This window comes from Pseudomonas sp. GD03944 (genome assembly GCF_029839275.1).
Classification (GTDB): Bacteria; Pseudomonadota; Gammaproteobacteria; order Pseudomonadales; family Pseudomonadaceae; genus Aquipseudomonas.
In genome coordinates, this window is record NZ_JAOCAH010000008.1 from 60,866 (window position 1) to 82,320 (window position 21,455).

A 21,455-nucleotide genomic window follows, 5' to 3' on the forward strand; every position below is an offset into this window, starting at 1 on the left:
AAAAAACGCCTTGAATCGCGATTGGCGACTCAAGGCGCTTGCCGGTTGACCGGCGGGGTTACAGCATCTCGTGCTCGATCCAGTGCAGCACCGAGCCATGCCGTGGCGCCCAGCCGAGCAGGCGGCGGGCCCGCTCGCCACGTACGCGGCTGTTGGAGCCCAGGCCGTAGTTGGCCATTTCATAGCCCCACTCGGCTTCGGCTTCCTCCAGCGGCCAGTCCTGGGCTTCACCGAGCCCCAGGGCACGCGCCATGGCAGCGGTCATGTCTCGGAACGAGGCTTCGCCGTTTTCGACGAAGTAGAAGGTACCCGCCGGGGTCTTTTCCAGGGCGAGCAGATAGAGCGCCACGACGTCCTCGATGTGTACGTTGGACCAGATGTTCAGGCCGCGTCCGACATGCCGCACCACCCCGGACTTGCGCGCCTGGCGCAGCAGGCGGGGCAGTTGGACGCTTTCCCGCGGCAGGCCAAGGGCGTGTCCATAGATAAGCGTGTTGCACAGCACGGCACTGCGCACGCCCCGCGAGGCGGCCGCCAGCACCAGGTTATCGATGGCCACGCGGGCCGCCTTGTCCGCCGTCGGCTGGGGCAGGGCATCCTCGTGGTAGATGTCAGGGGAGGCCGAGTCGCCACCGCAGGCATCGCCGACGATGCTGGAGCCGCTGGTGTGCAGCAGTGGCTTGCCCGAGCCGGCGAGGCCGTCGATGAGCGCCTCGACGGCGCCCCGGTGGTCGCTGCTGGCCGCATTGATCACGGCATCCGCCGCCTGGGCCTGTTCGATCAACAGCGTCCGGTCATCGAGGGCGCCAATGACCGGGATGACACCCAGGGCGCGCAGTTCTTCGGCTTGCTCGGCGCGTCGTGCCAGGCCTGTGACACGGTGTCCGGCACGGACCAGACCCGTAGCGATGGAGCCGCCGATGTAACCGCCGGCGCCAGTGATGAAGATGTTCATGGCGTTCTCCCGATTGGGCTGAATGTGCCGCCAGTATGGACGGGCCTGGTCGGGCCAATAACCGGCTGGTGCTCAAATCAGAATTGCCCCGGAATCAAGAATGGACGGTACAACGAAAAAGCCCCGGCAGGACCGGGGCTTTCGGGGCTACGTCACTTCAGGGTGACGATGCTGGTACCGGTCATTTCCGGCGGGATGGGTAGGCCCATCAGGGTCAGCAGCGTGGGGGCCACGTCGGCCAGCACACCACCCTCGCGCAGGCTGACGTCGCGCTTGCCGACGTAGATGAACGGTACCGGCTCGCAGGTATGCGCGGTGTGCGCCTGGCCGGTGCATTCGTCTTCCATCTGCTCGACGTTGCCGTGGTCGGCGGTGATCAGGGCTTCGCCACCGACCTTGTCCAGCGCCGCGACGATGCGCCCGACGCAGGCATCCAGGCACTCGACAGCTGCCACAGCGGCGCTGAACACACCGGTGTGACCGACCATGTCGCCGTTGGCGTAGTTGACGATGATCGCGTCGTAGCACTGCTGCTCGATGGCCTCGACGATGCGGTCGGTCACTTCCGGCGCGCTCATCTGCGGCTGCAGGTCGTAGGTGGCGACGTTCGGCGACGGGATGAGGATGCGCTCTTCGCCTTCGAACGGCTCTTCGCGACCGCCCGAGAAGAAGAAGGTCACGTGGGCGTATTTCTCGGTCTCGGCGATGCGCAGCTGGGTCTTGCCGTTCTTGGCCAGGTACTCGCCCAGCACGTTGGTCAGCGGCTCGGGCTTGTAGGCGCTGGGCGCCGGGATGCTGGCCGCGTACTGGGTCAGCATGATGAAACCGGCCAGTTGCGGCACCCGGGCGCGCTGGAATTCCTTGAAGTCCGGCTCGACGAAGCAGCGGGTCAGTTCGCGGGCACGGTCGGCGCGGAAGTTCATGAACACCACGGCGTCGCCGTCTTCGACCCGGACGGCCTCGCCGATGGTGGTGGCCTTGACGAATTCGTCGCTCTCGTCGCGCGCATAGGCGGCCTGCAGGCCGGCCACGGCGCTCTCGGCGCTGTATTCGCCCTGGCCATCGGTGATCAGGTTGTAGGCTTTTTCGACGCGGTCCCAGCGGTTGTCGCGGTCCATGGCGAAGTAGCGGCCGATGAGGCTGGCGATGCGGCCCTTGCCGAGCCTGGCGAAGGTGGCGTCCAGCAGCTCGATGCTGCTCTGGGCGCTTTTCGGCGGCGTGTCACGGCCGTCGAGGAAGGCGTGCAGGTAGATCTTTTCGGCGCCGCGGCGGGCCGCCAGTTCGGCCATGGCGACCAGGTGGTCCTGGTGGCTGTGCACACCGCCGTCGGACAACAGGCCGAGGATGTGCACCGCCTTGCCGGCCGACACGGCCTTGTCCACGGCACCGGTGATGGTGGCGTTGTCGAAGAACTCGCCATCGCGGATGGCCTTGGTCACGCGGGTGAAGTCCTGGTACACCACGCGCCCGGCGCCGAGGTTCATGTGACCGACTTCGGAGTTGCCCATCTGGCCGTCCGGCAGGCCCACGTCCATGCCGCTACCGGAGATCAGGCCGTGCGGCTGGGTGGCGCGCAGGTGATCGTAAACCGGGGTGTTGGCGGCGTAGATGGCGTTGTAGTCCGGGCTGTCGCTGTGGCCGAAGCCGTCGAGGATGATAAGAACCAGGGGTTTGGGCGTGGCGCTCATAAAGCTGACTCGCTCTGCATGAGGGGCGAAAAAGACTCGGCATTTTACGGCCTGATGGCAAGCCCGTCACCGCCGGACGGGGTTTGGCCGACCTGTGGGGCTGTGTATACTGCGGGGATTTTACCGTCCCGGAACCGCCCGATGCTTGCCAATCTGATTGAATTTACCTCTACCCACTATGTACTGAGCGGATTGTTCGTCTTTCTCTTGGGGTTGCTGATCTTCACCGAACTGCGCAAGGGCGGCCAGAGCCTGAGCTGCCGCGAGCTGACCGCGCTGATCAACAGCGAGCAGGGCGTGGTGCTCGACGTGCGCAACCAGAAAGACTTCTCCGCGGGTCACATCGCCGGTTCCCTGCACATCCCCTATGAGAAAGTCGCCGCGCGCATCGCCGAGCTGGAGAAGCACAAGGGCAAGACCCTGATCGTGGTCGACGCCATGGGCCAGCACGCCGGCACCACCAGCCGTGAACTGAAGAAGGCTGGCTACACCGCGGCCAAGCTGTCCGGTGGCATCGCCAGCTGGCGCGGTGACAACCTGCCGCTGGTGAAATGACATGAAACCCGTCGTCGTCTATTCCAGCGACTGGTGCCCCTACTGCATCCGCGCCAAGCAATTGCTCGCGAAAAAAGGGGTGGCGTTCGAGGAAATCAGGGTCGACGGTCAGCCCGAGCTGCGCGCCGAGATGACCCGCAAGGCGAAACGCACCTCGGTGCCGCAAATCTGGATCGGCGACACCCACGTGGGTGGCTGCGACGACCTGTATGCCCTGGAGCGCGCCGGCAAGCTCGACGCACTGCTCCAGGCCTGAACCGCACCCTTTAAACACGTCTCTACGAAAAGAAGGCTTTGCCATGACTGAACAAGCTAGCAACGGCGCCGCACAGGGCGAGCAGAACCCACAGTTCTCCCTGCAGCGCATCTATGTGCGTGACCTGTCTTTCGAAGCACCCAAGAGCCCGGAAATCTTCCGCCAGGAGTGGACGCCGAGCGTTGCCCTGGACCTGAACACCCGTCAGAAGCCGCTCGATGGCGACTTCCACGAAGTGGTGCTGACGCTTTCCGTGACCGTCAAGAACGGTGAAGAGACCGCGTTCATCGCTGAAGTCCAGCAGGCTGGCATCTTCCTGATCAAGGGCCTGGATGCGGCCTCGATGAGCCACACCCTGGGCGCCTTCTGCCCGAACATCCTGTTCCCGTATGCCCGCGAAACCCTGGACAGCCTGGTGGTTCGTGGTTCGTTCCCGGCCCTGATGCTGGCACCGGTGAACTTCGACGCGCTGTACGCGCAGGAAATGCAGCGTATTCAGCAGGCTGCACAAGAAGCCCCGGCTCACTGAGCGGCGGCCTCGTCCTAAAAACGCCCTTCGGGGCGTTTTTTGTGCCTGCTGGCCGCGTCGGGTTACTTGAAGCCTTGCTGACGCCAGGCCTCGTACACGGCCACGGCGACCGTGTTGGACAGGTTCAGGCTGCGGCAGCCTTCACGCATGGGCAGGCGCAGGCGCTGCTCGGGCGGCAGGGCGTCACGCACCTCCTCGGGCAGGCCCCGGCTTTCCGGGCCGAAAAGGAAGGCGTCACCGGGCTGGTAGGCCACCTCGTGGAAGGCGTGGGAGCCTTTGGTGGTGAAGGCGAAAACCCGCGGCTGGCCAAGGCTTTCCAGGCAACTGGCGAGGTCGGCGTGGCGCTGCAGCGTGGCGTATTCGTGGTAGTCGAGACCGGCGCGGCGCAGGCGTTTGTCGTCCAGTTCGAAACCCAGGGGTTCGATCAGGTGCAGGTGGCAGCCGCTGTTGGCGCAGAGCCTGATAATGTTGCCCGTATTGGGGGGAATTTCCGGTTGAAAAAGGATCACGTGAAACATGCGCGGCTCCAGGCCTGAAGACGGCCGCCATTCTACCCCCGATATCGGGCCGAAACCCCGCCCCTGGGTGCGGGTCATCGGGTCGCTGGCGATATTCGGCTTTCTGATCGGCATGATGATCGGGCGCATGCTGCAACCCGATCCCCAGTGGCTGCGGCAGGTGGATGTGGTCGATCAGGGGTTGGTGCTCTGGTTCGACCAGGTGCCTCGGCCGCAGGTGACGCAGATCGCCGGCGCGTTCATCCTGCGCCTGGAGAGCTTCGGTCGCGAGCAGAGTGGTCAGTTGAGTGTCCAGGGCAGGGCCGCCAATTGGCGCCTGCAGCGCGAACGCAAGGATCTGGAGTTGAGGGTGGTGGCGGCCCGTCCACTGCGCGGCGAATGGCGCGCTGAGGAAGTGGACGGTCGCTGGCGGCTGGTGGTCAGCCTGCAAGAGCAATAAAAGAGGGGAATCCCCGGCCTGCCTGTACCAAGGTCCCCGAAACTGGGATTGCTTTAGTCTATGCAGAGGCTGTGCCACTTTTATTACGGTGTGCGAAATCCCGTGATTCCGGCCTTTTTCGCGCCTTTTCCAGCCTGGCGGCAGTGTTTTCGGCGAGAGAAATGTCCCGGCAAAGTGCACGGCAGGGTGTTCGGGCGCCGATAGGGAGCATTTTTTCCGGGCACAAAAAAGCGGGCATGCGGCCCGCTTTTTTGTGAGGGAGATGCTCAGGCGGCGTCGTCGTTGTCTTCGTCGTCCCCGCCATCGACCTTCATGCCCAGTTCCTTGATCTTGCGGGTCAGGGTGTTGCGACCCCAGCCCAGCAGCACCGCGGCATCCCGGCGGCGTCCGGCGGTGTGCTTGAGTGCGGTCTCGATCATGATGCGCTCGAAGGACGGCACGGCACTGTCGAGCAGGCTCGACTGACCGCGCGCCAGGGCCTGGTCGGCCCACTGGCGCAGGGCCTGTTCCCAGTTGCTGACCGGGGCGTTGTCCTGGGGCTGGCTCAGCAGTTCGGGGGGCAGGTCGCCCACATGAACCTCGCGGCCCGAGGCCATGACGGTGATCCAGCGGCAGGTGTTTTCCAGCTGGCGCACGTTGCCGGGCCAGGCCAGTTGCCGCATGTAGTCCTCGGTTTCGCTCTTGAGCAGCTTCGGCTCCACCGCCAGCTCCAGGGCCGCACGGCTCAGGAAGTGGCGGGCGAGGGTCGGGATGTCTTCGCGGCGATCGGCCAGGCGCGGGATGTGGATACGAATCACGTTCAGGCGGTGGAACAGGTCTTCACGGAACTTGCCGGCCTGCACCAGGCTTTCCAGGTTCTGGTGGGTGGCGGCGATGATGCGCACGTCCACCTTGACCGGGGTGTGACCACCGACCCGGTAGAACTCGCCGTCGGCCAGTACGCGCAGCAGGCGGGTCTGGGTGTCGGCGGGCATGTCGCCGATCTCGTCGAGAAACAGCGTGCCGCCGTCGGCCTGTTCGAAACGCCCGCGCCGCTGGTTGGCAGCGCCGGTGAACGCGCCCTTTTCATGGCCGAACAGCTCGGATTCCATCAGGTCCTTGGGAATCGCCGCCATGTTCAGGGCGATGAACGGCGCTGCGGCCCGTGGGCTGTGGCGGTGCAGGGCGTGGGCGACCAGCTCCTTGCCGGTACCGGACTCGCCATTGATCAGCACAGTGATGTTGGAGTGGGACAGGCGGCCGATGGCGCGGAACACCTCCTGCATCGCCGGTGCTTCACCGATGATTTCCGGGGTGCGCGTCTGCTCGGCCGGTGTGCTCAGGCCCTGCTGCTCCTGGGCGTGCTGGTTGGCGCGCTTGACCAGAGAAACGGCTTCGTCGACATCGAACGGCTTGGGCAGGTACTCGAAGGCGCCGCCCTGGTAGCTGGCCACCGCGCTGTCGAGGTCCGAATGGGCCGTCATGATGATGACCGGCAGGCGCGGGTGAATCTCGCGAATGCGTGCCAGCAGGTCGAGGCCGCTGGCGCCGGGCATGCGGATATCGGAGATGATCACGTCCGGCTGCTGCCGGCTGAGGCGCCCGAGTACGCCGTCGGCGCTGTCGAAACTCTGGGTGCTCATGCCTTCCTGTTGCAGGGCTTTTTCCAGGACCCAGCGGATGGAGCGGTCGTCATCTACGATCCAGACGGTTTCACTACGGCTCATGGCGGGGTTGCTCCTTGTTCCAGCGGCAGGAAGATCGAGAACACGGTGTGCCCGGGGTGGCTCTCGCACTCGATCAGGCCTTGGTGCTGACTGATGATGTTCTGGGTGATGGCCAGGCCGAGCCCGGTGCCGTCGGCGCGGCCGCTGACCATGGGATAGAAGATGGTTTCCTGCAGTTCCGGCGGAATGCCGGGGCCGTTGTCGATGATCTCGACCTTGACCACCAGGCGGTGACGGGTGTGGCCGATGGTGAACTGGCGCAGGGTACGGGTGCGCAGGCTGATACGGCCCAGGCCCAGGTCGTGTTTTTGCCCGGCGATGGCCTGCATGGCGTTGCGCACGATATTGAGCACGGCCTGGATCATCTGCTCACGGTCGATCAGCAGGTCCGGGATGCTCGGGTCGTAGTCGCGCACCAGGGTGATGCTGCCCTGGCTTTCCGCTTCGACCAGGCTACCCACGCGCTCCAGGACTTCATGGACGTTGGTCATCGACAGCGACGGCAGCTTGTTCGAGCCGAGCATGCGGTCCACCAGGTTACGCAGGCGGTCCGCTTCTTCGATGATGACGTTGGTGTAGTCCTTGAGGCTCTCCTCGGGCAGCTCGCGCGACAGCAGCTGCGCCGCGCCACGGATGCCGCCCAGGGGGTTCTTGATTTCGTGGGCCAGGCCGCGCACCAGCATCTTGGTGGTTTCCTGCTTGGAGAGCTGGGCCTCTTCCTTGGTGATGCGCAGCAGGCGATCACGGGGGTGCACTTCCAGGAGCAGCAGCGTGGCGCCCCGGCTGAGAATCGGCGTTACCGCATAGTCGACCGTCAGGGTCTGGCCGGTGAGGGCGGTGAGCACGGCTTCGCGCTTGTTGAACGGGTGCGCCTGTTCCACCGCCTGGCGCAGGGCGGCGAGGGCCTCCGGCGACTCGGTGAACAGTTCGCTGATGAATTGCCCATGACTGCGCTGGCCGCTGACGGCCAGGAGCATTTCGGCCGCCGGATTCATGTACTCAAGGCGCAGGTCGTCATTGAGCAACAGCGTCGCGGTGGTCAGGTTGTCGAGCAGCAGGCGGTGCAGTGCGTCGTTGATGGTCATAGTTCTGGGCATTCCGGCAATGGGCAGGAAAATGCAAGAAGCAAACCAAAGCCCCGAAAAGACGCGTTTGGCCGCGAGTTCGGTGATTCAGGCCGCGTTTAGGCGCGTGTCTGCCCGTGAGGGGCGAACCAAAATGGGGAGAGTATAGAAAGTAGTGCGGCGCCGCGCACTGAAATGGTGCGTCTGCGCTGACGGGTCAGAAGAAGGGCAGGATACTGAGTGGGCCGTCGTCTTCTTCGGGCGGTTTGTCCTTGATCGGGCATTCAGGACGCACGCCGTAGTCGTCTTTCTTGCAAGGGTTGGCGTTGCGTTTCTGCGCCAGGGACATGCGAATCACGTGAAACGGTTGGCTCGGGGTACGCTCGAGGGTCCGCCCTTGCGCATCGATGATTTCGATGGCCAGTTGATGCGTGCCGCGGTCGATGTTCTGCAGGGGGAAAACCGGACTGCGACCCGGCTCGCCAACGGCTTGCCCGTCCAGTAGCAGGCGGTAGCTGTGGCCGGTGATCAGGCCGGGTTCGCTGTCGGCGGTGACAATCAGGTTACCGGCGCCATCGCGGATGGTCGCATCGGGCTCCGGTACCAGGATGCGCAGCACCTGATAGCGGACCACATCGGCGGTAGGTTCTTCCATTTTGACCGGTGTCGGCGGCGTGTTCGTCTGACCGCTCATGCTGTTGGTGGTGGGCAGGTCGACGCGCTCGTAGGTGCTCGAGCGCGGCTTGTCGGTGAAGACCCGGTTACCGTCGGCATCGATATAGGTGTAGACGCCTGCCCAGGTGGGCAGGCTGATCAGCAGCAGGCAGAACAGCGTGTGGCGCATGGGTCAGGGAGCCGGGCGAGGAGTGGGGGCCGCAGGGCCTCGGGCGGGGCTGTTGAGGCTGATGCGCTGCACGGTGAAGGTGACGGTCGCGCTTTGCTGGATCGACTCGTTGCCGTTCAGCACTTCCACCGCCAGGCTGTGTTCGCCGCGATCGATGTTGGTCAGTTGCAGTCGCGGCACATTGCTCGGCTGACCATAGGGCTTGCCATCGAGCAGCAGACGCAGACGGTGGCCGTTTACCAGGCGCGGTTCCAGGCGCACGCCCACGGTGAAGGTGCCATTGTTGGCGCGCAGCGCTTCTTCGTCAGGAATCCCGGTCAGCGCCAGGGTGCGGTAGAACGGACCGCTTTCGGCTTCCGGTTCCGGCTCGACCGGCACCGTAGGCGCCTGCATCTGCACGGTATTGGTCTTCGGCAGCTCGACGCTTTCGGCCGGGGTTCCGTCCGGTGGCTGGTTGGTGAAGACGGTGTTGCCCTTGGAGTCGGTGTATTTGTAGATCTGGGCACTGGCTGGCAGGGCCAGGACCAGCAGCAGGCAGGCGAGCATCAGGCGCATGGCCAATCTCCCGAATGGTGTGCCGTCTAGACTTGCACTGGTGGGGCCGGCTTTCAAGCCTGTCGCCACCGCGCTGTGATTGCCGCCCAAAAAAAAGCCCCACCGGCGAGGCCGGAGGGGCTTTCTTCACCGCGCCGTCAGACGGCGCAGGGCTGGCTTAGACGCTGTAGTACAGGTCGTATTCCAGCGGGTGTACGAAGGTGCGAACCTTGATTTCTTCTTCGGACTTCAGCTCGATGTAGGCATCGATGAAGTCGTCGGAGAACACGCCGCCCTTGGTCAGGAACGCGCGGCCCTTGTCCAGCTCTTCCAGGGCTTCTTTCAGGCTGCCGCACACCTGCGGGATCAGCTTGCCTTCTTCCGGCGGCAGGTCGTACAGGTTCTTGTCGGCTGCATCGCCAGGGTGGATCTTGTTCTGGATACCGTCCAGACCAGCCATCAGCAGGGCAGCGAAGGCCAGGTACGGGTTGGCAGCCGGGTCCGGGAAGCGCGCTTCGATGCGGCGGGCTTTCGGGCTGGAAACGTACGGGATACGGATCGAGGCGGAGCGGTTGCGAGCCGAGTAGGCCAGCATGACCGGTGCTTCGAAGCCCGGGACCAGACGCTTGTAGGAGTTGGTCGACGGGTTGGTGAAGCCGTTCAGGGCCTTACCGTGCTTGATGATGCCGCCGATGAAGTACAGGGCGGTATCGGACAGGCCGGCATAGCCTTCACCGGAGAAGGTGTTCTTGCCGTCTTTGGAGATCGACATGTGGACGTGCATGCCCGAGCCGTTGTCGCCGTACAGCGGCTTCGGCATGAAGGTAGCGGTCTTGCCGTAGGCATCGGCCACGTTGTGCACGCAGTACTTCAGGGTCTGAACTTCGTCAGCCTTGGCAACCAGGGTGTTGAACTTCACGCCGATTTCGTTCTGACCGGCAGTCGCCACTTCGTGGTGGTGAACTTCGATGACCAGGCCCATTTCTTCCATGGCATTACACATGGCCGTACGGATTTCGTGGTCGTGGTCGCACGGCGGAACCGGGAAGTAGCCACCTTTGACGGCTGGGCGGTGGCCCTTGTTGCCGCCTTCGACGTCCTGGTCGGTCATCCAGGAACCTTGTTCGGAGTAGATCTTGAACATGGAGCCGGAGATGTCGGACTTGAACTTCACCTGGTCGAAGATGAAGAACTCAGGCTCCGGACCAACGAATACGGTGTCGCCGATGCCGGTGGTCTTGAGGTATTCCTCGGCGCGCTTGGCGATGGAGCGCGGGTCGCGGTCGTAGCCTTGCATGGTGCTCGGCTCGATGATGTCGCAGACGATGATCAGCGTCGGCTCTTCGGTGAACGGGTCCAGTACGGAGGTTTCGTCGACCGGCAGCAGGATCATGTCGGAGGCTTCGATGCCTTTCCAGCCATGGATGGAGGAGCCGTCGAACATCTTGCCGTGCTCGAAGAAATCTTCGTCCAGGGCATCACGGGCCGGCATGGTCACGTGGTGCTGCTTGCCCTTGGTGTCGGTGAAGCGCAGGTCTACCCACTTCACGTCGTGTTCTTTGATGAGTTGAATCGCCTTCGACATGCTGTCCTCCAGGTGGATAAGGCTCGTTCTGTTAAGCCTTCATTAAGTCGTGAAGCCGGGCGGGATACTCCGCCAGGACAACCTGCCTCACAAGGGAGCAAAATGCATGCCAGTGCCCTGGAATGGGTTGAAGCCCTGAAACTCAGCATTGGCGGGGGCTGCAACTTGGTGCGGAAACATTTTACGCACCGTAATGGGTCGCCATTTAGGCTTTGTGCACTGCATTGGTGCGACTCATTCGAAAGATGGGATTTTTGGTTAAAGCTTGAGCAATTTCCGCTATAATCCGCGCCCCTGTTTTTCGGCCGTCGCGGCTTACCCATTTTTTCATGAAACTGATCGTCAAAGTCTTCCCGGAAATCACCATCAAGAGCCCGCCGGTGCGCAAGCATTTCATCCGGCAGTTGGCGAAGAACATTCGCTCGGTGCTGCGCGATCTCGATCCGCAGCTGCAGGTGAGTGGCGTATGGGACAACCTGGAAGTGCAAACCACCCTGACCGAGCCGAAGATCTTGTCGGAGATGGTCGATCGCCTGAGCTGCACGCCGGGCATCGCGCATTTCCTGCAGGTCGACGAGTATCCGCTGGGCGATTTCGACGACGTCCTGGAAAAGTGCAAGCAACACTTCGCCGACGTGCTGCCGGGCAAGATCTTCGCCGTGCGCTGCAAGCGTGCGGGCAAGCACCCGTTCAGCTCCATGGACATCGAGCGCTACGTGGGCAGCCAGTTGCGCCAGCAATGCGGCGCGGCCGGCATTTCCCTGAAGAACCCTGACGTCGAGGTGCGGATCGAGGTCCGTGACCAGCGCCTGTTCGTCATTCATCACCAGCACGAGGGCCTAGGTGGCTACCCACTGGGCTCGCTGGAGCAGACCCTGGTGCTGATGTCCGGTGGTTTCGATTCCACCGTCGCCGCCTACCAGATGATGCGCCGCGGCCTGATGACCCACTTCTGCTTCTTCAACCTCGGTGGCCGTGCCCACGAGCTGGGCGTGATGGAAGTGGCTCACTACCTGTGGAAAAAGTTCGGCAGCTCCCAGCGCGTGCTGTTCATCAGCGTGCCGTTCGAGGAGGTGCTCGGCGAAATCCTCGGCAAGGTCGACAACAGCCAGATGGGCGTGGTGCTAAAGCGCATGATGCTGCGCGCCTCCACGCAGATGGCCGAGCGCCTGAACATCGATGCGCTGGTGACCGGCGAGGCGATTTCCCAGGTGTCCAGCCAGACCCTGCCGAACCTCTCGGTGATCGACTCGGTCACCGACATGCTGGTGCTGCGCCCGCTGATCGCCAGCCACAAGCAGGACATCATCAATACCGCCGAGCAGATCGGCACCGCCGAATTCGCCAAGCACATGCCGGAGTATTGCGGGGTCATCTCGGTGAACCCGACGACCAAGGCGAAGAGCGCCCGCATTGCCCACGAAGAAACCCAGTTCGACATGGCGATCCTGGAGCGCGCCCTGGAGCGCGCCACCCTGCTGCCCATCGACCGCGTGATCGACGAGCTGGGCAAGGATGTGCAGGTCGAAGAAGTGACCGAGGCCCTGGCGGGGCAGGTGGTCATCGATATTCGCCACCCCGATGCCTGTGAGGACGCGCCGCTGGCGCTGCCGGGCATCGACGTACAGACGCTGCCTTTCTATGCCCTGAACAGCAAATTCAAGGAGCTCGATAGCAATCGCCAGTACCTGCTGTATTGCGACAAGGGCGTGATGAGTCGCCTGCACGCCCACCATCTGCTGAGCGAGGGGCATGCCAATGTGCGCGTTTATCGTCCGGCATAAGACGCCCGGGTTGAATGGCGGAAGCATCCGCCATCGCCCTCCCGACCCCGCGGCGGCATGAGCCTGCCGCACCAGGTGTTCACACCGCCTGGCAGAAATCGCAATTAGTTAACACTCGCCGCCTAGACTGGGTGGCAAACCGAATCCTCTGATCGAGATACACACGTGATCGAAAATCTACGCAACATCGCCATCATCGCCCACGTTGACCACGGTAAAACCACCCTGGTCGACAAACTCCTGCGTCAGTCCGGCACCCTGGAGCGCAACGAGCTCAACGACGAGCGCGTGATGGACTCCAACGACCAGGAAAAAGAGCGCGGCATTACCATTCTGGCCAAGAACACCGCGATCCGTTGGGGCGAATACCGCATCAACATCGTCGACACCCCCGGCCACGCCGACTTCGGCGGTGAAGTAGAGCGCGTGATGTCGATGGTCGACTCCGTGCTGCTGCTGGTCGACGCCCAGGACGGCCCGATGCCGCAAACCCGCTTCGTGACCAAGAAGGCCTTCGAAGCCGGCCTGAAGCCGATCGTCGTGATCAACAAGGTCGACCGTCCGGGCGCGCGTCCTGACTGGGTTCTGGACCAGATCTTCGACCTGTTCGACAACCTCGGTGCCACCGAAGAGCAGCTGGACTTCCAGGTCGTCTACGCCTCGGCCCTGAACGGCATCGCCGGTCTGGACCACACTGCCATGGGCGAAGACATGACCGCGCTGTACCAGGCCATCGTCGACCACGTTCCGGCGCCGAGCGTCGACGTCGACGGTCCGTTCCAGATGCAGATTTCCGCCCTGGACTACAACAGCTTCCTCGGCATCATCGGTGTGGGCCGTATCGCCCGTGGCCGCGTCAAGCCGAACACCCCGGTCGTCGCCATCGACACCGAAGGCAAGAAGCGCAACGGCCGTATCCTCAAGCTGATGGGCCACCACGGTCTGCACCGTGTGGACGTCGAAGAAGCCACCGCCGGCGACATCGTCTGCATCAGCGGTTTCGACGAGCTGTTCATCTCCGACACCCTGTGCGACATGAACAATGTCGAGGCGATGAAGCCGCTGACCGTAGACGAGCCGACCGTTTCCATGACCTTCCAGGTCAACGACTCGCCGTTCTGCGGCAAGGAAGGCAAGTTCGTCACCAGCCGCAACATCAAGGAGCGTCTGGACAAGGAGCTGCTGTACAACGTGGCCCTGCGCGTCGAAGAAGGCGACTCGGCCGACAAGTTCAAGGTCTCCGGCCGTGGTGAGCTGCACCTCTCGGTTCTGATCGAGAACATGCGTCGCGAAGGCTTCGAGATGGGCGTAGGCCGTCCTGAAGTGATCATCCGCGAAGTCAACGGCGCCAAGCACGAGCCGTTCGAGAACGTCACCATCGACATCCCGGAAGAAGCCCAGGGCAAGGTCATGGAAGAAATGGGCCTGCGCAAGGGCGACCTGACCAACATGGCGCCGGATGGCAAGGGCCGTGTTCGCCTGGAATACAACATTCCGGCCCGTGGTCTGATCGGTTTCCGTAACCAGTTCCTGACCCTGACCAACGGTGCAGGCATCCTGACCTCGATCTTCGACCGTTACGACGTGATGAAGTCCGGCCAGATGTCCGGCCGCCAGAACGGCGTACTGGTCTCCATCGAGACCGGCAAGGCACTGACCTACTCCCTGGAAACCTTGCAGGCTCGTGGCAAGCTGTTCATCGAGCACGGTCAGGACATCTACAACGGTCAGATCGTCGGCCTGAACAGCCGTGACAACGACCTGGGCGTGAACCCCACCAAGGGCAAGAAGCTCGACAACATGCGCGCGTCGGGCAAGGACGAGACCATCGCCCTGGTTCCGCCGGTTCGCTTCACCCTCGAGCAGGCCCTGGAATTCATCCAGGACGACGAGCTGTGCGAAGTCACGCCGAAGTCGATCCGTCTGCGCAAGAAGATCCTGGACGAAGGCGAGCGCACCCGCGCTGCCAAGAAAGCCAAGGCCTGATCTTCAGCCTGACTGCCTGAAAACCCCGCCGGCGAAAGCCTGCGGGGTTTTTTAATGCCTGGCGTTCGGCCTCGCGGCGCTATCCGGGGTTGAGTGGTTCAATCTGCGGGATCGCTGTGGAGCAGGGCGTCGGTGCGGCCATAGACGTCGTCGAAGCGTTCGATATCGTCTTCGCCCAGGTAACTGCCGGACTGCACCTCGATGATTTCCAGGGGAATCCTGCCCGGGTTGGACAGGCGGTGCAGCGCCGCCATGGGAATGTAGGTCGACTGATTTTCGGTGAGCACAAAGGTCCGGTCGTCGCAGGTCACCCGTGCCGTGCCGGACACCACCACCCAGTGCTCGGCGCGGTGCTGGTGGCGCTGCAGCGACAGGCTGGCACCGGGCTTGATCACCAGGCGCTTGACCTGGAAGTGCGGGCCGCTGTCGAGGGTGCTGTAGCTGCCCCAGGGACGGTAGACCTGGCTGTGGTCATGGATTTCCGGGCGCTGTTGGACGCCCAGGGTGCCGACCAGTTGCCGGACGTCCTGGGTCCGATCCTTGTGGGCCACCATCACCGCATCCCGGGTTTCCACGACCACCACGTCGTCCAGGCCCACCAGGGCCACCAGTTTGCTCTGGCTGTGCGCCAGGCAGTTGCGGCTGTCCTGCAGCACCACATCGCCGATCCGGGCATTGCCGTCGCCGTCCTTGTCCTGCACGTCCCAGAGGGCGGACCAGGAGCCGATGTCGTTCCAGCCCGCCGCGAGCGGTACCACGCAGGCGCGGTCGGTCTTTTCCATCACGGCGTAATCGATCGAGTCGGCCGGGCAGCTATCGAAGGCCGCCGGATCGAGGCGGATGAAACCGAGGTCTTCGGTGCTGCGTTGCCAGGCTGATCGGCAGGCGGCGTGAATCTCCGGGGCATGGCGTTCAAGCGCCTCAAGGTAGTGGCTGCAGCGGAACAGGAACATGCCGCTGTTCCAGAAGTAGCCGCCCTCGGCCACGAATGCGTTCGCGGTGGCCAGGTCGGGTTTCTCGACGAACCGTTCGACCCGTAGCGCGCCGTTGGGCGCCTCGGCCGCCGGGGCGGCCTTGATGTAGCCATAGCCGGTTTCCGCCCGGTCGGCTGGAACGCCGAACAGCACCATCTCGTGACTGTCGGCGGCCTGGCGGGCGGCGTCCAGGGCGGCGTGAAAGCGTGGTAGGTCGTCGATCGCATGGTCGGCCGGCAGCACCAGCAGCAACTCGTCGCGGCCCTCGGCAAGCAGGTGCATGGCCGCCACGGCCACGGCCGGCGCGGTATTGCGGCCGACCGGTTCGAGCAGGATCGCCTGGGGCTGGCAGCCAATGGCCTCCAGTTGCTCCCTGACCACGAAGCGATGGGCCTCGTTACAGACCGCCAATGGCGCTTGCAGACCATGCGCAGGCAAGCGCTGCACGGTCTGCTGGAGCATGCTGCCGTGCTCGCCCAGCGCCAGAAACTGCTTGGGGTAGTGGGTGCGAGACAGGGGCCAGAGCCGGGAGCCACTGCCGCCGGACAGGATCAGGGGAATCATGGCGTTCTCCTCGCGCGGCTGGCCGGTCGTCAGCTCTTGGGCTTGTAGGCGCAGTAGCCCGGGCGTGGCCCGACCTTGGGGTGGTTGCGGCAGGTGTCGGGGCGCTTGTCGTAGATGGTGCACAGGCGGGTCTTGCGGTCCAGGTACAGGCAGTCGTTGTTGCTCATGCGCACCAGGGTGAAGATCCCGGACTTCTGGTTGAAGCGCTCGACGATGCCGTCCTTCTGCAGGCGCTTGGCGATGTTCTTGGCGGGCTCGCTGCGTTCGAACTCGTCGACGATGCCGATGCGAATCAGGTCGTTGAGGCGCACCTCGACCGGCAGGGTGCAGCAGCTGGAGATGCAGCTGTGACACATGTCGCCGCTGTACTTGGCCCAGGTTTCCAGTCGGTCGATTTCAGCGGCGGCAATCAGGTTGTTTTTCATCGTGTGCACGGGGCGTGGTTGGGCGGCGGGCGATGATAGCGGTGTTGCCGGGTTTTGGGCTAAATAACCGCCGGTTGGTTGTGGGTATTTGTGCCCGTGGTGCATTGGCGCGGAGTAGAATGCCGCTCTAGACTTCGGGTTTCAGGCTGATCCTCGGTCCGGGAGCGGTGAGGTGGGCCGCGTGAATGCAGTAAAGGACGCTGGAATTGCAGTACCGTTTTCCGCTTCGTGCCACCCGATCGCACCGTTGTTCTTTTATTTCAGGTCAGGATGGCCTTTTGCAGCGCTTTTTCGATCTTTGTCTTGATGTTCGCTTCGTGCCTGCGCACCGGTGGCTGGCATGACGGCCTGTCTCGGCTCTGGCTGGGCTCTGAGCATCCCGGTGGTGCTGACGGGTGTCGTCTGCATCGGGGTCCTCCTGCTGGCCCACTGGGTCATCCGGCAACGCGCCTTCCCAGGGCGTGACAGTTTCATTCTGCTGCACCTCGGCAGCCTCTGGTGGATGGCCGCAGCCTCGATCGAGATGGCGGCTCAAGGGGCAGACTGCAAGGTGTTCTGGGCGAGCATGGCCTGGCCGGGAATCATCTCGGTGCCGACCTTCTGGGCGATCTTCCTCTGGCAGTACGTCAACAGCGTGCGGACGCCGATTCCGCTGCGCGGCGTCCTGGCGCTTGCCGTGGTGCCGGTGCTGGTCTGGCTGGCGGCCGTGAGCAACCCCTGGCATGGCCTGTTCTACGGCGCCGCTACAGCTCCGCTGTCGGCGGAGCCGGGAGCGGCGATCCGTTACGCCCATGGCCCGTTGTTCTATGCCGCAGCAGCGTATGTGTACGTGTTCATGCTGTTCTGCATGGGCGTGATGCTGCGGGCTGCGCTGACCAGCGAGGGAGTGCATCGCCGGCATTATCTGGCGTTCGTGCTGGTGACGGCGGTGCCCTGGATCGCCAACATCAGCTATGTGGGCTTTGGCCAGACCCTGTTCGGTTTCGACCCCACCCCCTTCAGTTTCGCCTTTACCCTGGTGGCCTTCGCCTGGCTGATCGTCGGCGTGCGCCTGTTCGACCTGATGCCCGTGGCGCGGCACCTGTTGCTGGAGGAGCTGTTCGATCCGGTGCTGGTGGTCGACTCCCGGGGGCGGGTGATCGAAGCCAACCCGGCAGCCCTGAAGCTGGCCGGGCTGCACGAAGGCTGGCGGGGGCAGCCGTTGCGGGACTGGCCGGTGCTGGGCAGCGACCTGCAGGCGCTGCTGGACGGCCAGGTCGATACCGCCCAGGAGCAACTGCTGACCCTGACCAGCGCAGGGCGTTATTTCGAAGTGCGGGTCCGGGCCATCGAGCGGGTCAGCCGCCGCGGGCGCGCGCTGCTCGGGCAGATGCTCTACCTGCGTGACGTGACCCAGCGCCACCTGAGCGAGCTGAGGCTGGCCGAGGCCCTGGCGGTGAGCGAAGAACGCCTGCGGACCATTTCCATCCTGCACGAGCAGTTGCAGGAGCAGGCGCTGTGCGACCCGCTGACCGGTCTGTTCAACCGCCGTTACCTGGACGAATTCTTCGAGCGCGAGCGGATTCGCGCCCAGCGTGACCAGATTCCCCTGTCCCTGGCGCTCATTGACCTCGACCATTTCAAGCAGCTCAACGACGTGCATGGCCATATGGAAGGCGACGACGTGCTCAAGGGCGTGGCGCGTCACCTGCTGGGCAGCATCCGGGGCTCGGATGCGGCATTTCGCATCGGCGGCGAGGAGTTCCTGCTGATCCTCCCAGGGGCCGATGCCGGGGAGGCGCGTCGGCGCATGGAACTGGTCTGCCGGCAACTGGCGGAACACCCGCTGCCGACCCGCGGCGGCGCTCGCTACGTGACCCTGTCGGCGGGGCTGGCGCTGTGGCCGGAGCAGGGCGCCGGGCTGGATGAGCTGCTGCAGGCAGCGGACGCGGCCCTCTACGAAGCCAAGCGCAGTGGCCGCAACCGCGTGTGCGCCCTGTGTTGAACTAAAGGCCCTTCCCACCGATCTAGGTTCTGAGGCGCGGTTGCCCGTAAAGGAGTAAACTGCGCGCGATTTTACTTCCCCTCCCGGAGTCATCCATGTCTCGCGTTACCCTGAGCCGCTATCTGATCGAGCAGACCCGCAGCCATAACACCCCCGCCGATCTGCGCTTCCTCATCGAAGTCGTGGCGCGTGCATGCAAGGCCATCAGCCACCAGGTCTCCAAGGGTGCACTGGGCGGCGTGCTCGGCAGCATGGAAACCGAGAACGTACAGGGCGAAGTGCAGAAGAAACTCGACGTGATCTCCAACGAGATCCTGCTGGAAGCCAACGAGTGGGGCGGTCACCTGGCGGGCATGGCGTCGGAAGAAATGGACAACGCCTACCAGATCCCGGGCCGTTATCCCAAGGGCGCGTACCTGCTGGTGTTCGACCCGCTGGACGGCTCCTCCAACATCGACGTCAACGTCTCGGTCGGTACCATCTTCTCGGTGCTGCGTTGCCCGGACCGTAACGGCGACAGCGGTGACCTGGGCGAAGACGCATTCCTGCAGCCTGGCACCCAGCAAGTGGCCGCCGGCTACGCGATCTACGGCCCGCAGACCATGCTGCTGCTGACCCTGGGCAACGGCGTCAAGGGCTTCACCCTGGACCGCGAACTGGGCAGCTTCGTGCTGACCCACGACACCATCACGGTGCCGGAAACGACCAAGGAATTCGCCATCAACATGTCCAACCAGCGCCACTGGGAAGCGCCGGTGCAGCGGTATGTCGGCGAGCTGCTGGCCGGTGAAACCGGGCCGCTGAAGAAGAACTACAACATGCGCTGGATCGCCTCGATGGTGGCCGATGTGCACCGCATCCTGACCCGTGGCGGTTTGTTCATGTACCCGCGCGACAGCCGCGAGCCGGAAAAACCCGGCAAGCTGCGCCTGATGTACGAAGCCAACCCCATGGCCTTCATCATCGAACAGGCCGGCGGTGCCGCCACCAACGGCCAGCAGCGCATCCTCGACATCCAGCCGACCTCGCTGCACCAGCGGGTCGCGGTCTTCCTCGGTTCGAAGGAAGAAGTCGAGCGCGTGACCGCCTACCACAAGGAATGACCCTTGGCCGCGCCTTGGCAGCCGTTGCTCGACTGGTGGTTCGGTAGCGAACCCCGGGCGACGGCTGCCGAGGTGGCGGCTGCGCAGTCGCGTTTGTGGTTCGGCAAGCGTGACAGCCAGGACCAGGAGGCCCGCGAGCGTTTCGGCGAGTGGGTGGACAAGGCCATGGCCGGTGAACTGACGGCGTGGCACGCGCAACCCTCCGGCTGGCTGGCCACGGTCCTGCTGCTGGACCAGTTGCCGCGCATGATCTTCCGCGACACGCCCCGGGCATTCGCCGGCGACGCGCGGGCCCAGGCGCTGGTGGAAGAGGGCTTGGCCCGTGGGTTGGACCAGCACCTGCCGCCGCTTCAGCGGGTGTTCATCTACCTGGTGCTGGAGCACGCGGAAGACCTGGCGAGCCAGGCGCGTTCCGTCGAGTACTTTTCCGGGTTGCACAGCGCGTCAGCGCCCGTCGACCGTCCGACGTTCGCCGACTACCTGGACTACGCGCAGCGGCACCAGCGCGTGATCGCGCGCTTTTCCCGTTTCCCCCACCGCAACGCCATTCTCGGGCGCTCTTCCACGGCTGAAGAACAGGCCTTCCTGCTGGAACCTGGCTCGCGTTTCTGACGTCCAAGCAGGCAGGTTGCATGGCACTGTGCCAAGCTTTCCGCGACCATTCATCAGGAGCGTCATCCATGTCCCCCCGTCACTTCGCCATGTTGGCGTGCTGTGTGTTGCTGGCTGCCTGCAACAAGATCAACCAGGATAACTATTCGAAACTCGAAGCCGGCATGAGCAAGGTCGAGGTCGAGAACCTGTTGGGCAAGGCCACCGAGTGCTCCGGCGCCCTGGGCATGTCCAGCTGCACCTGGGGCGACCAGCAGACCTTCATCAGCGTGCAGTACGCCGGGGACAAGGTCTTGATGTTTTCCGGCAAAGGTTTGAAGTAAAGGAGTCGAAAATGCGTGTGTTCGCTGGTTTGTTCGTCCTCGCAGCGCTGGCTGGCTGCGCCAACTCGGGCACCGGGGTGGTGCCGCCCAAGACCGCCGAGAATGTCGATCTCGAGCGCTATCAGGGCACCTGGTACGAACAGGCGCGCCTGCCGATGTTCTTCCAGCGCGACTGCGTGCAGTCCGAGGCCCATTACGACCTGCAGGACGACGGCAGCATCCATGTGCTGAACCGCTGCCTCACCGACGACCGCGACTGGCAGCAGGCCGAGGGCGAGGCCGTGGCCCAGGTCGAGGGCAAGACCGACAAGCTCTGGGTACGTTTCGACAACTGGTTCAGCAAGGCGCTGCCTGGCGTGGCCAAGGGCGACTACTGGGTGCTGTACGTGGATGGCGACTACCGCACGGCACTGGTGGGTAACCCCAACCGCCGTTACCTGTGGCTGCTGTCCCGTGAGCAGGAGGTCGCCCCAGAGCTGCGCGACAAACTGCTGGAAGTCGCCAAGGGCCAGGGCTACGACACCGACAAGCTGATCTGGCGCACGCCGGACAGCGAGCTGCCGCGCCCCTGACCTCAGGCACCTGCGCCGGTCATTCCCAGCGCAGGCGTGCCAGCTTCCATTCGCCGTCGTCCAGCCACCATTCGAGCTTGACTCCATAGTGCTTGGCGCTGTTGGGGATCAGGCCCTCGGCGCCGGTCAGGGCCACCTGGGCATCGGTGTGGCCTTTCTCGCTGTAGGTCGGGTCGACCTGGCTGCTCTTGCTCAGGGCGATCACCTTGACGTTCTTGTGGCGCAGAAACAGCAGGGTCATGGTGCGCTGGGCCCAGTCCCGGTCGAACTGTTCCTGGGCGGAAAACTCCGGGTGCAGCTGGTCCATCACGGCACTGGTCTTCTTCGTTTCGAGGTTGTCCTGCAGTAGCTGCACCGCGGCCTCCAGGGCCGCCTGCGGATCGCTGTTGCCGCCGCAGCCGGCGAGCAGGGCGAAAAACATCATAAAAGGCAGGGTGAATTTCCTTGCTGACATG

Annotated in this window: 22 protein-coding genes; 11 read left to right on the forward strand and 11 right to left on the reverse strand. The window is 63.9% G+C overall.

Features of this window, described 5'->3' with window-relative positions; translation table 11 throughout:
• Positions 1–58: 58 nt before the first annotated feature.
• Both N5C28_RS14025 and gpmI read right to left on the reverse strand, forming a co-directional pair.
• Entirely contained in the window at positions 59–955 is an 897-nt protein-coding gene (locus N5C28_RS14025) for an NAD-dependent epimerase/dehydratase family protein (protein WP_279823151.1), read from the reverse strand.
• Between the two features lie 152 nt (positions 956–1,107).
• Entirely contained in the window at positions 1,108–2,643 is a 1,536-nt protein-coding gene (gpmI, locus tag N5C28_RS14030; RefSeq protein ID WP_279823153.1) for a 2,3-bisphosphoglycerate-independent phosphoglycerate mutase, read from the reverse strand.
• 141 nt (positions 2,644–2,784) lie between these two features.
• Here gpmI and N5C28_RS14035 point away from each other — a divergent pair, with 141 nt between their 5' ends.
• From N5C28_RS14035 to secB, 3 genes are read left to right on the forward strand one after another with little or no spacing between them, the layout of a single operon-like run.
• The gene (locus tag N5C28_RS14035) at positions 2,785–3,198 is read left to right on the forward strand and encodes a rhodanese-like domain-containing protein (RefSeq protein WP_279823155.1); all 414 of its coding nucleotides are present in this window, start codon (positions 2,785–2,787) and stop codon (positions 3,196–3,198) included.
• A 1-nt stretch (position 3,199) separates the two neighbouring features.
• Positions 3,200–3,454 carry a glutaredoxin 3 gene (gene grxC / locus N5C28_RS14040; protein WP_279823158.1) on the forward strand — a complete coding sequence of 85 codons (255 nt, stop codon included), beginning with the start codon at positions 3,200–3,202 and terminating at the stop codon, positions 3,452–3,454.
• Between the two features lie 43 nt (positions 3,455–3,497).
• A complete protein-coding gene (gene secB, locus N5C28_RS14045) occupies positions 3,498–3,983 on the forward strand; it encodes a protein-export chaperone SecB (RefSeq protein WP_279823160.1) in 486 nt (161 codons plus the stop codon).
• A gap of 62 nt (positions 3,984–4,045) precedes the next feature.
• On the opposite strand, the gene trmL is transcribed toward secB, so the two are convergent.
• A complete protein-coding gene (gene trmL, locus N5C28_RS14050; protein ID WP_279823162.1) occupies positions 4,046–4,501 on the reverse strand; it encodes a tRNA (uridine(34)/cytosine(34)/5-carboxymethylaminomethyluridine(34)-2'-O)-methyltransferase TrmL in 456 nt (151 codons plus the stop codon).
• On the opposite strand from trmL, the gene N5C28_RS14055 reads away from it, so the two are divergent.
• Entirely contained in the window at positions 4,500–4,940 is a 441-nt protein-coding gene (locus tag N5C28_RS14055) for a hypothetical protein (protein ID WP_279823164.1), read from the forward strand. The genes trmL and N5C28_RS14055 overlap by 2 nt on opposite strands.
• Positions 4,941–5,206: 266 nt before the next feature.
• Here N5C28_RS14055 and ntrC read toward each other — a convergent pair whose 3' ends face one another.
• From ntrC to glnA, 5 genes are all read right to left on the reverse strand, one after another.
• Positions 5,207–6,646: a nitrogen regulation protein NR(I) gene (ntrC, locus tag N5C28_RS14060; protein WP_279823166.1), complete on the reverse strand. Its 1,440-nt coding sequence runs from the start codon at positions 6,644–6,646 to the stop codon at positions 5,207–5,209.
• Positions 6,643–7,731, reverse strand: a complete 1,089-nt coding sequence (gene glnL / locus N5C28_RS14065) for a nitrogen regulation protein NR(II) (RefSeq protein WP_279823168.1) — start codon at positions 7,729–7,731, stop codon at positions 6,643–6,645. Before glnL ends, ntrC begins: the two co-directional genes overlap by 4 nt.
• A gap of 196 nt (positions 7,732–7,927) precedes the next feature.
• Positions 7,928–8,554 carry a DUF4124 domain-containing protein gene (locus tag N5C28_RS14070; protein WP_279823170.1) on the reverse strand — a complete coding sequence of 209 codons (627 nt, stop codon included), beginning with the start codon at positions 8,552–8,554 and terminating at the stop codon, positions 7,928–7,930.
• A 3-nt stretch (positions 8,555–8,557) separates the two neighbouring features.
• A complete protein-coding gene (locus N5C28_RS14075; RefSeq protein WP_279823172.1) occupies positions 8,558–9,109 on the reverse strand; it encodes a DUF4124 domain-containing protein in 552 nt (183 codons plus the stop codon).
• A 157-nt stretch (positions 9,110–9,266) separates the two neighbouring features.
• Positions 9,267–10,673, reverse strand: a complete 1,407-nt coding sequence (glnA, locus tag N5C28_RS14080; RefSeq protein ID WP_279823174.1) for a glutamate--ammonia ligase — start codon at positions 10,671–10,673, stop codon at positions 9,267–9,269.
• A 329-nt stretch (positions 10,674–11,002) separates the two neighbouring features.
• On the opposite strand from glnA, the gene thiI reads away from it, so the two are divergent.
• Together thiI and typA are read left to right on the forward strand one after the other, a co-directional pair.
• Positions 11,003–12,457: a tRNA uracil 4-sulfurtransferase ThiI gene (gene thiI, locus N5C28_RS14085; protein ID WP_279823176.1), complete on the forward strand. Its 1,455-nt coding sequence runs from the start codon at positions 11,003–11,005 to the stop codon at positions 12,455–12,457.
• A gap of 165 nt (positions 12,458–12,622) precedes the next feature.
• Positions 12,623–14,443, forward strand: coding sequence for a translational GTPase TypA (typA, locus tag N5C28_RS14090; protein ID WP_279823178.1), 1,821 nt, complete (start codon positions 12,623–12,625; stop codon positions 14,441–14,443).
• Between the two features lie 98 nt (positions 14,444–14,541).
• Here typA and N5C28_RS14095 read toward each other — a convergent pair whose 3' ends face one another.
• Together N5C28_RS14095 and N5C28_RS14100 are read right to left on the reverse strand one after the other, a co-directional pair.
• Entirely contained in the window at positions 14,542–15,981 is a 1,440-nt protein-coding gene (locus N5C28_RS14095) for a mannose-1-phosphate guanylyltransferase/mannose-6-phosphate isomerase (RefSeq protein WP_279823181.1), read from the reverse strand.
• A 29-nt stretch (positions 15,982–16,010) separates the two neighbouring features.
• Positions 16,011–16,406, reverse strand: coding sequence for a YkgJ family cysteine cluster protein (locus N5C28_RS14100; RefSeq protein WP_279823183.1), 396 nt, complete (start codon positions 16,404–16,406; stop codon positions 16,011–16,013).
• 340 nt (positions 16,407–16,746) lie between these two features.
• Between N5C28_RS14100 and N5C28_RS14105 the strand changes: the two genes are divergently transcribed.
• From N5C28_RS14105 to N5C28_RS14125, 5 genes are all read left to right on the forward strand, one after another.
• Positions 16,747–18,390, forward strand: a complete 1,644-nt coding sequence (locus tag N5C28_RS14105; protein ID WP_279823185.1) for a histidine kinase N-terminal 7TM domain-containing protein — start codon at positions 16,747–16,749, stop codon at positions 18,388–18,390.
• A gap of 95 nt (positions 18,391–18,485) precedes the next feature.
• Positions 18,486–19,493, forward strand: coding sequence for a class 1 fructose-bisphosphatase (locus tag N5C28_RS14110; RefSeq protein WP_279823187.1), 1,008 nt, complete (start codon positions 18,486–18,488; stop codon positions 19,491–19,493).
• 3 nt (positions 19,494–19,496) lie between these two features.
• On the forward strand, positions 19,497–20,105 hold the full coding sequence (locus N5C28_RS14115; RefSeq protein WP_279823189.1) for a DUF924 domain-containing protein: 609 nt from the start codon (positions 19,497–19,499) through the stop codon (positions 20,103–20,105).
• A gap of 68 nt (positions 20,106–20,173) precedes the next feature.
• Entirely contained in the window at positions 20,174–20,428 is a 255-nt protein-coding gene (locus N5C28_RS14120; RefSeq protein WP_279823192.1) for a hypothetical protein, read from the forward strand.
• An 11-nt stretch (positions 20,429–20,439) separates the two neighbouring features.
• The gene (locus N5C28_RS14125; RefSeq protein ID WP_279823193.1) at positions 20,440–21,000 is read left to right on the forward strand and encodes a lipocalin family protein; all 561 of its coding nucleotides are present in this window, start codon (positions 20,440–20,442) and stop codon (positions 20,998–21,000) included.
• Between the two features lie 19 nt (positions 21,001–21,019).
• Here the strand turns inward: N5C28_RS14125 and N5C28_RS14130 are convergent, their stop codons facing one another.
• Positions 21,020–21,454, reverse strand: coding sequence for a hypothetical protein (locus N5C28_RS14130; RefSeq protein ID WP_279823195.1), 435 nt, complete (start codon positions 21,452–21,454; stop codon positions 21,020–21,022).
• Position 21,455: the final 1 nt, after the last annotated feature.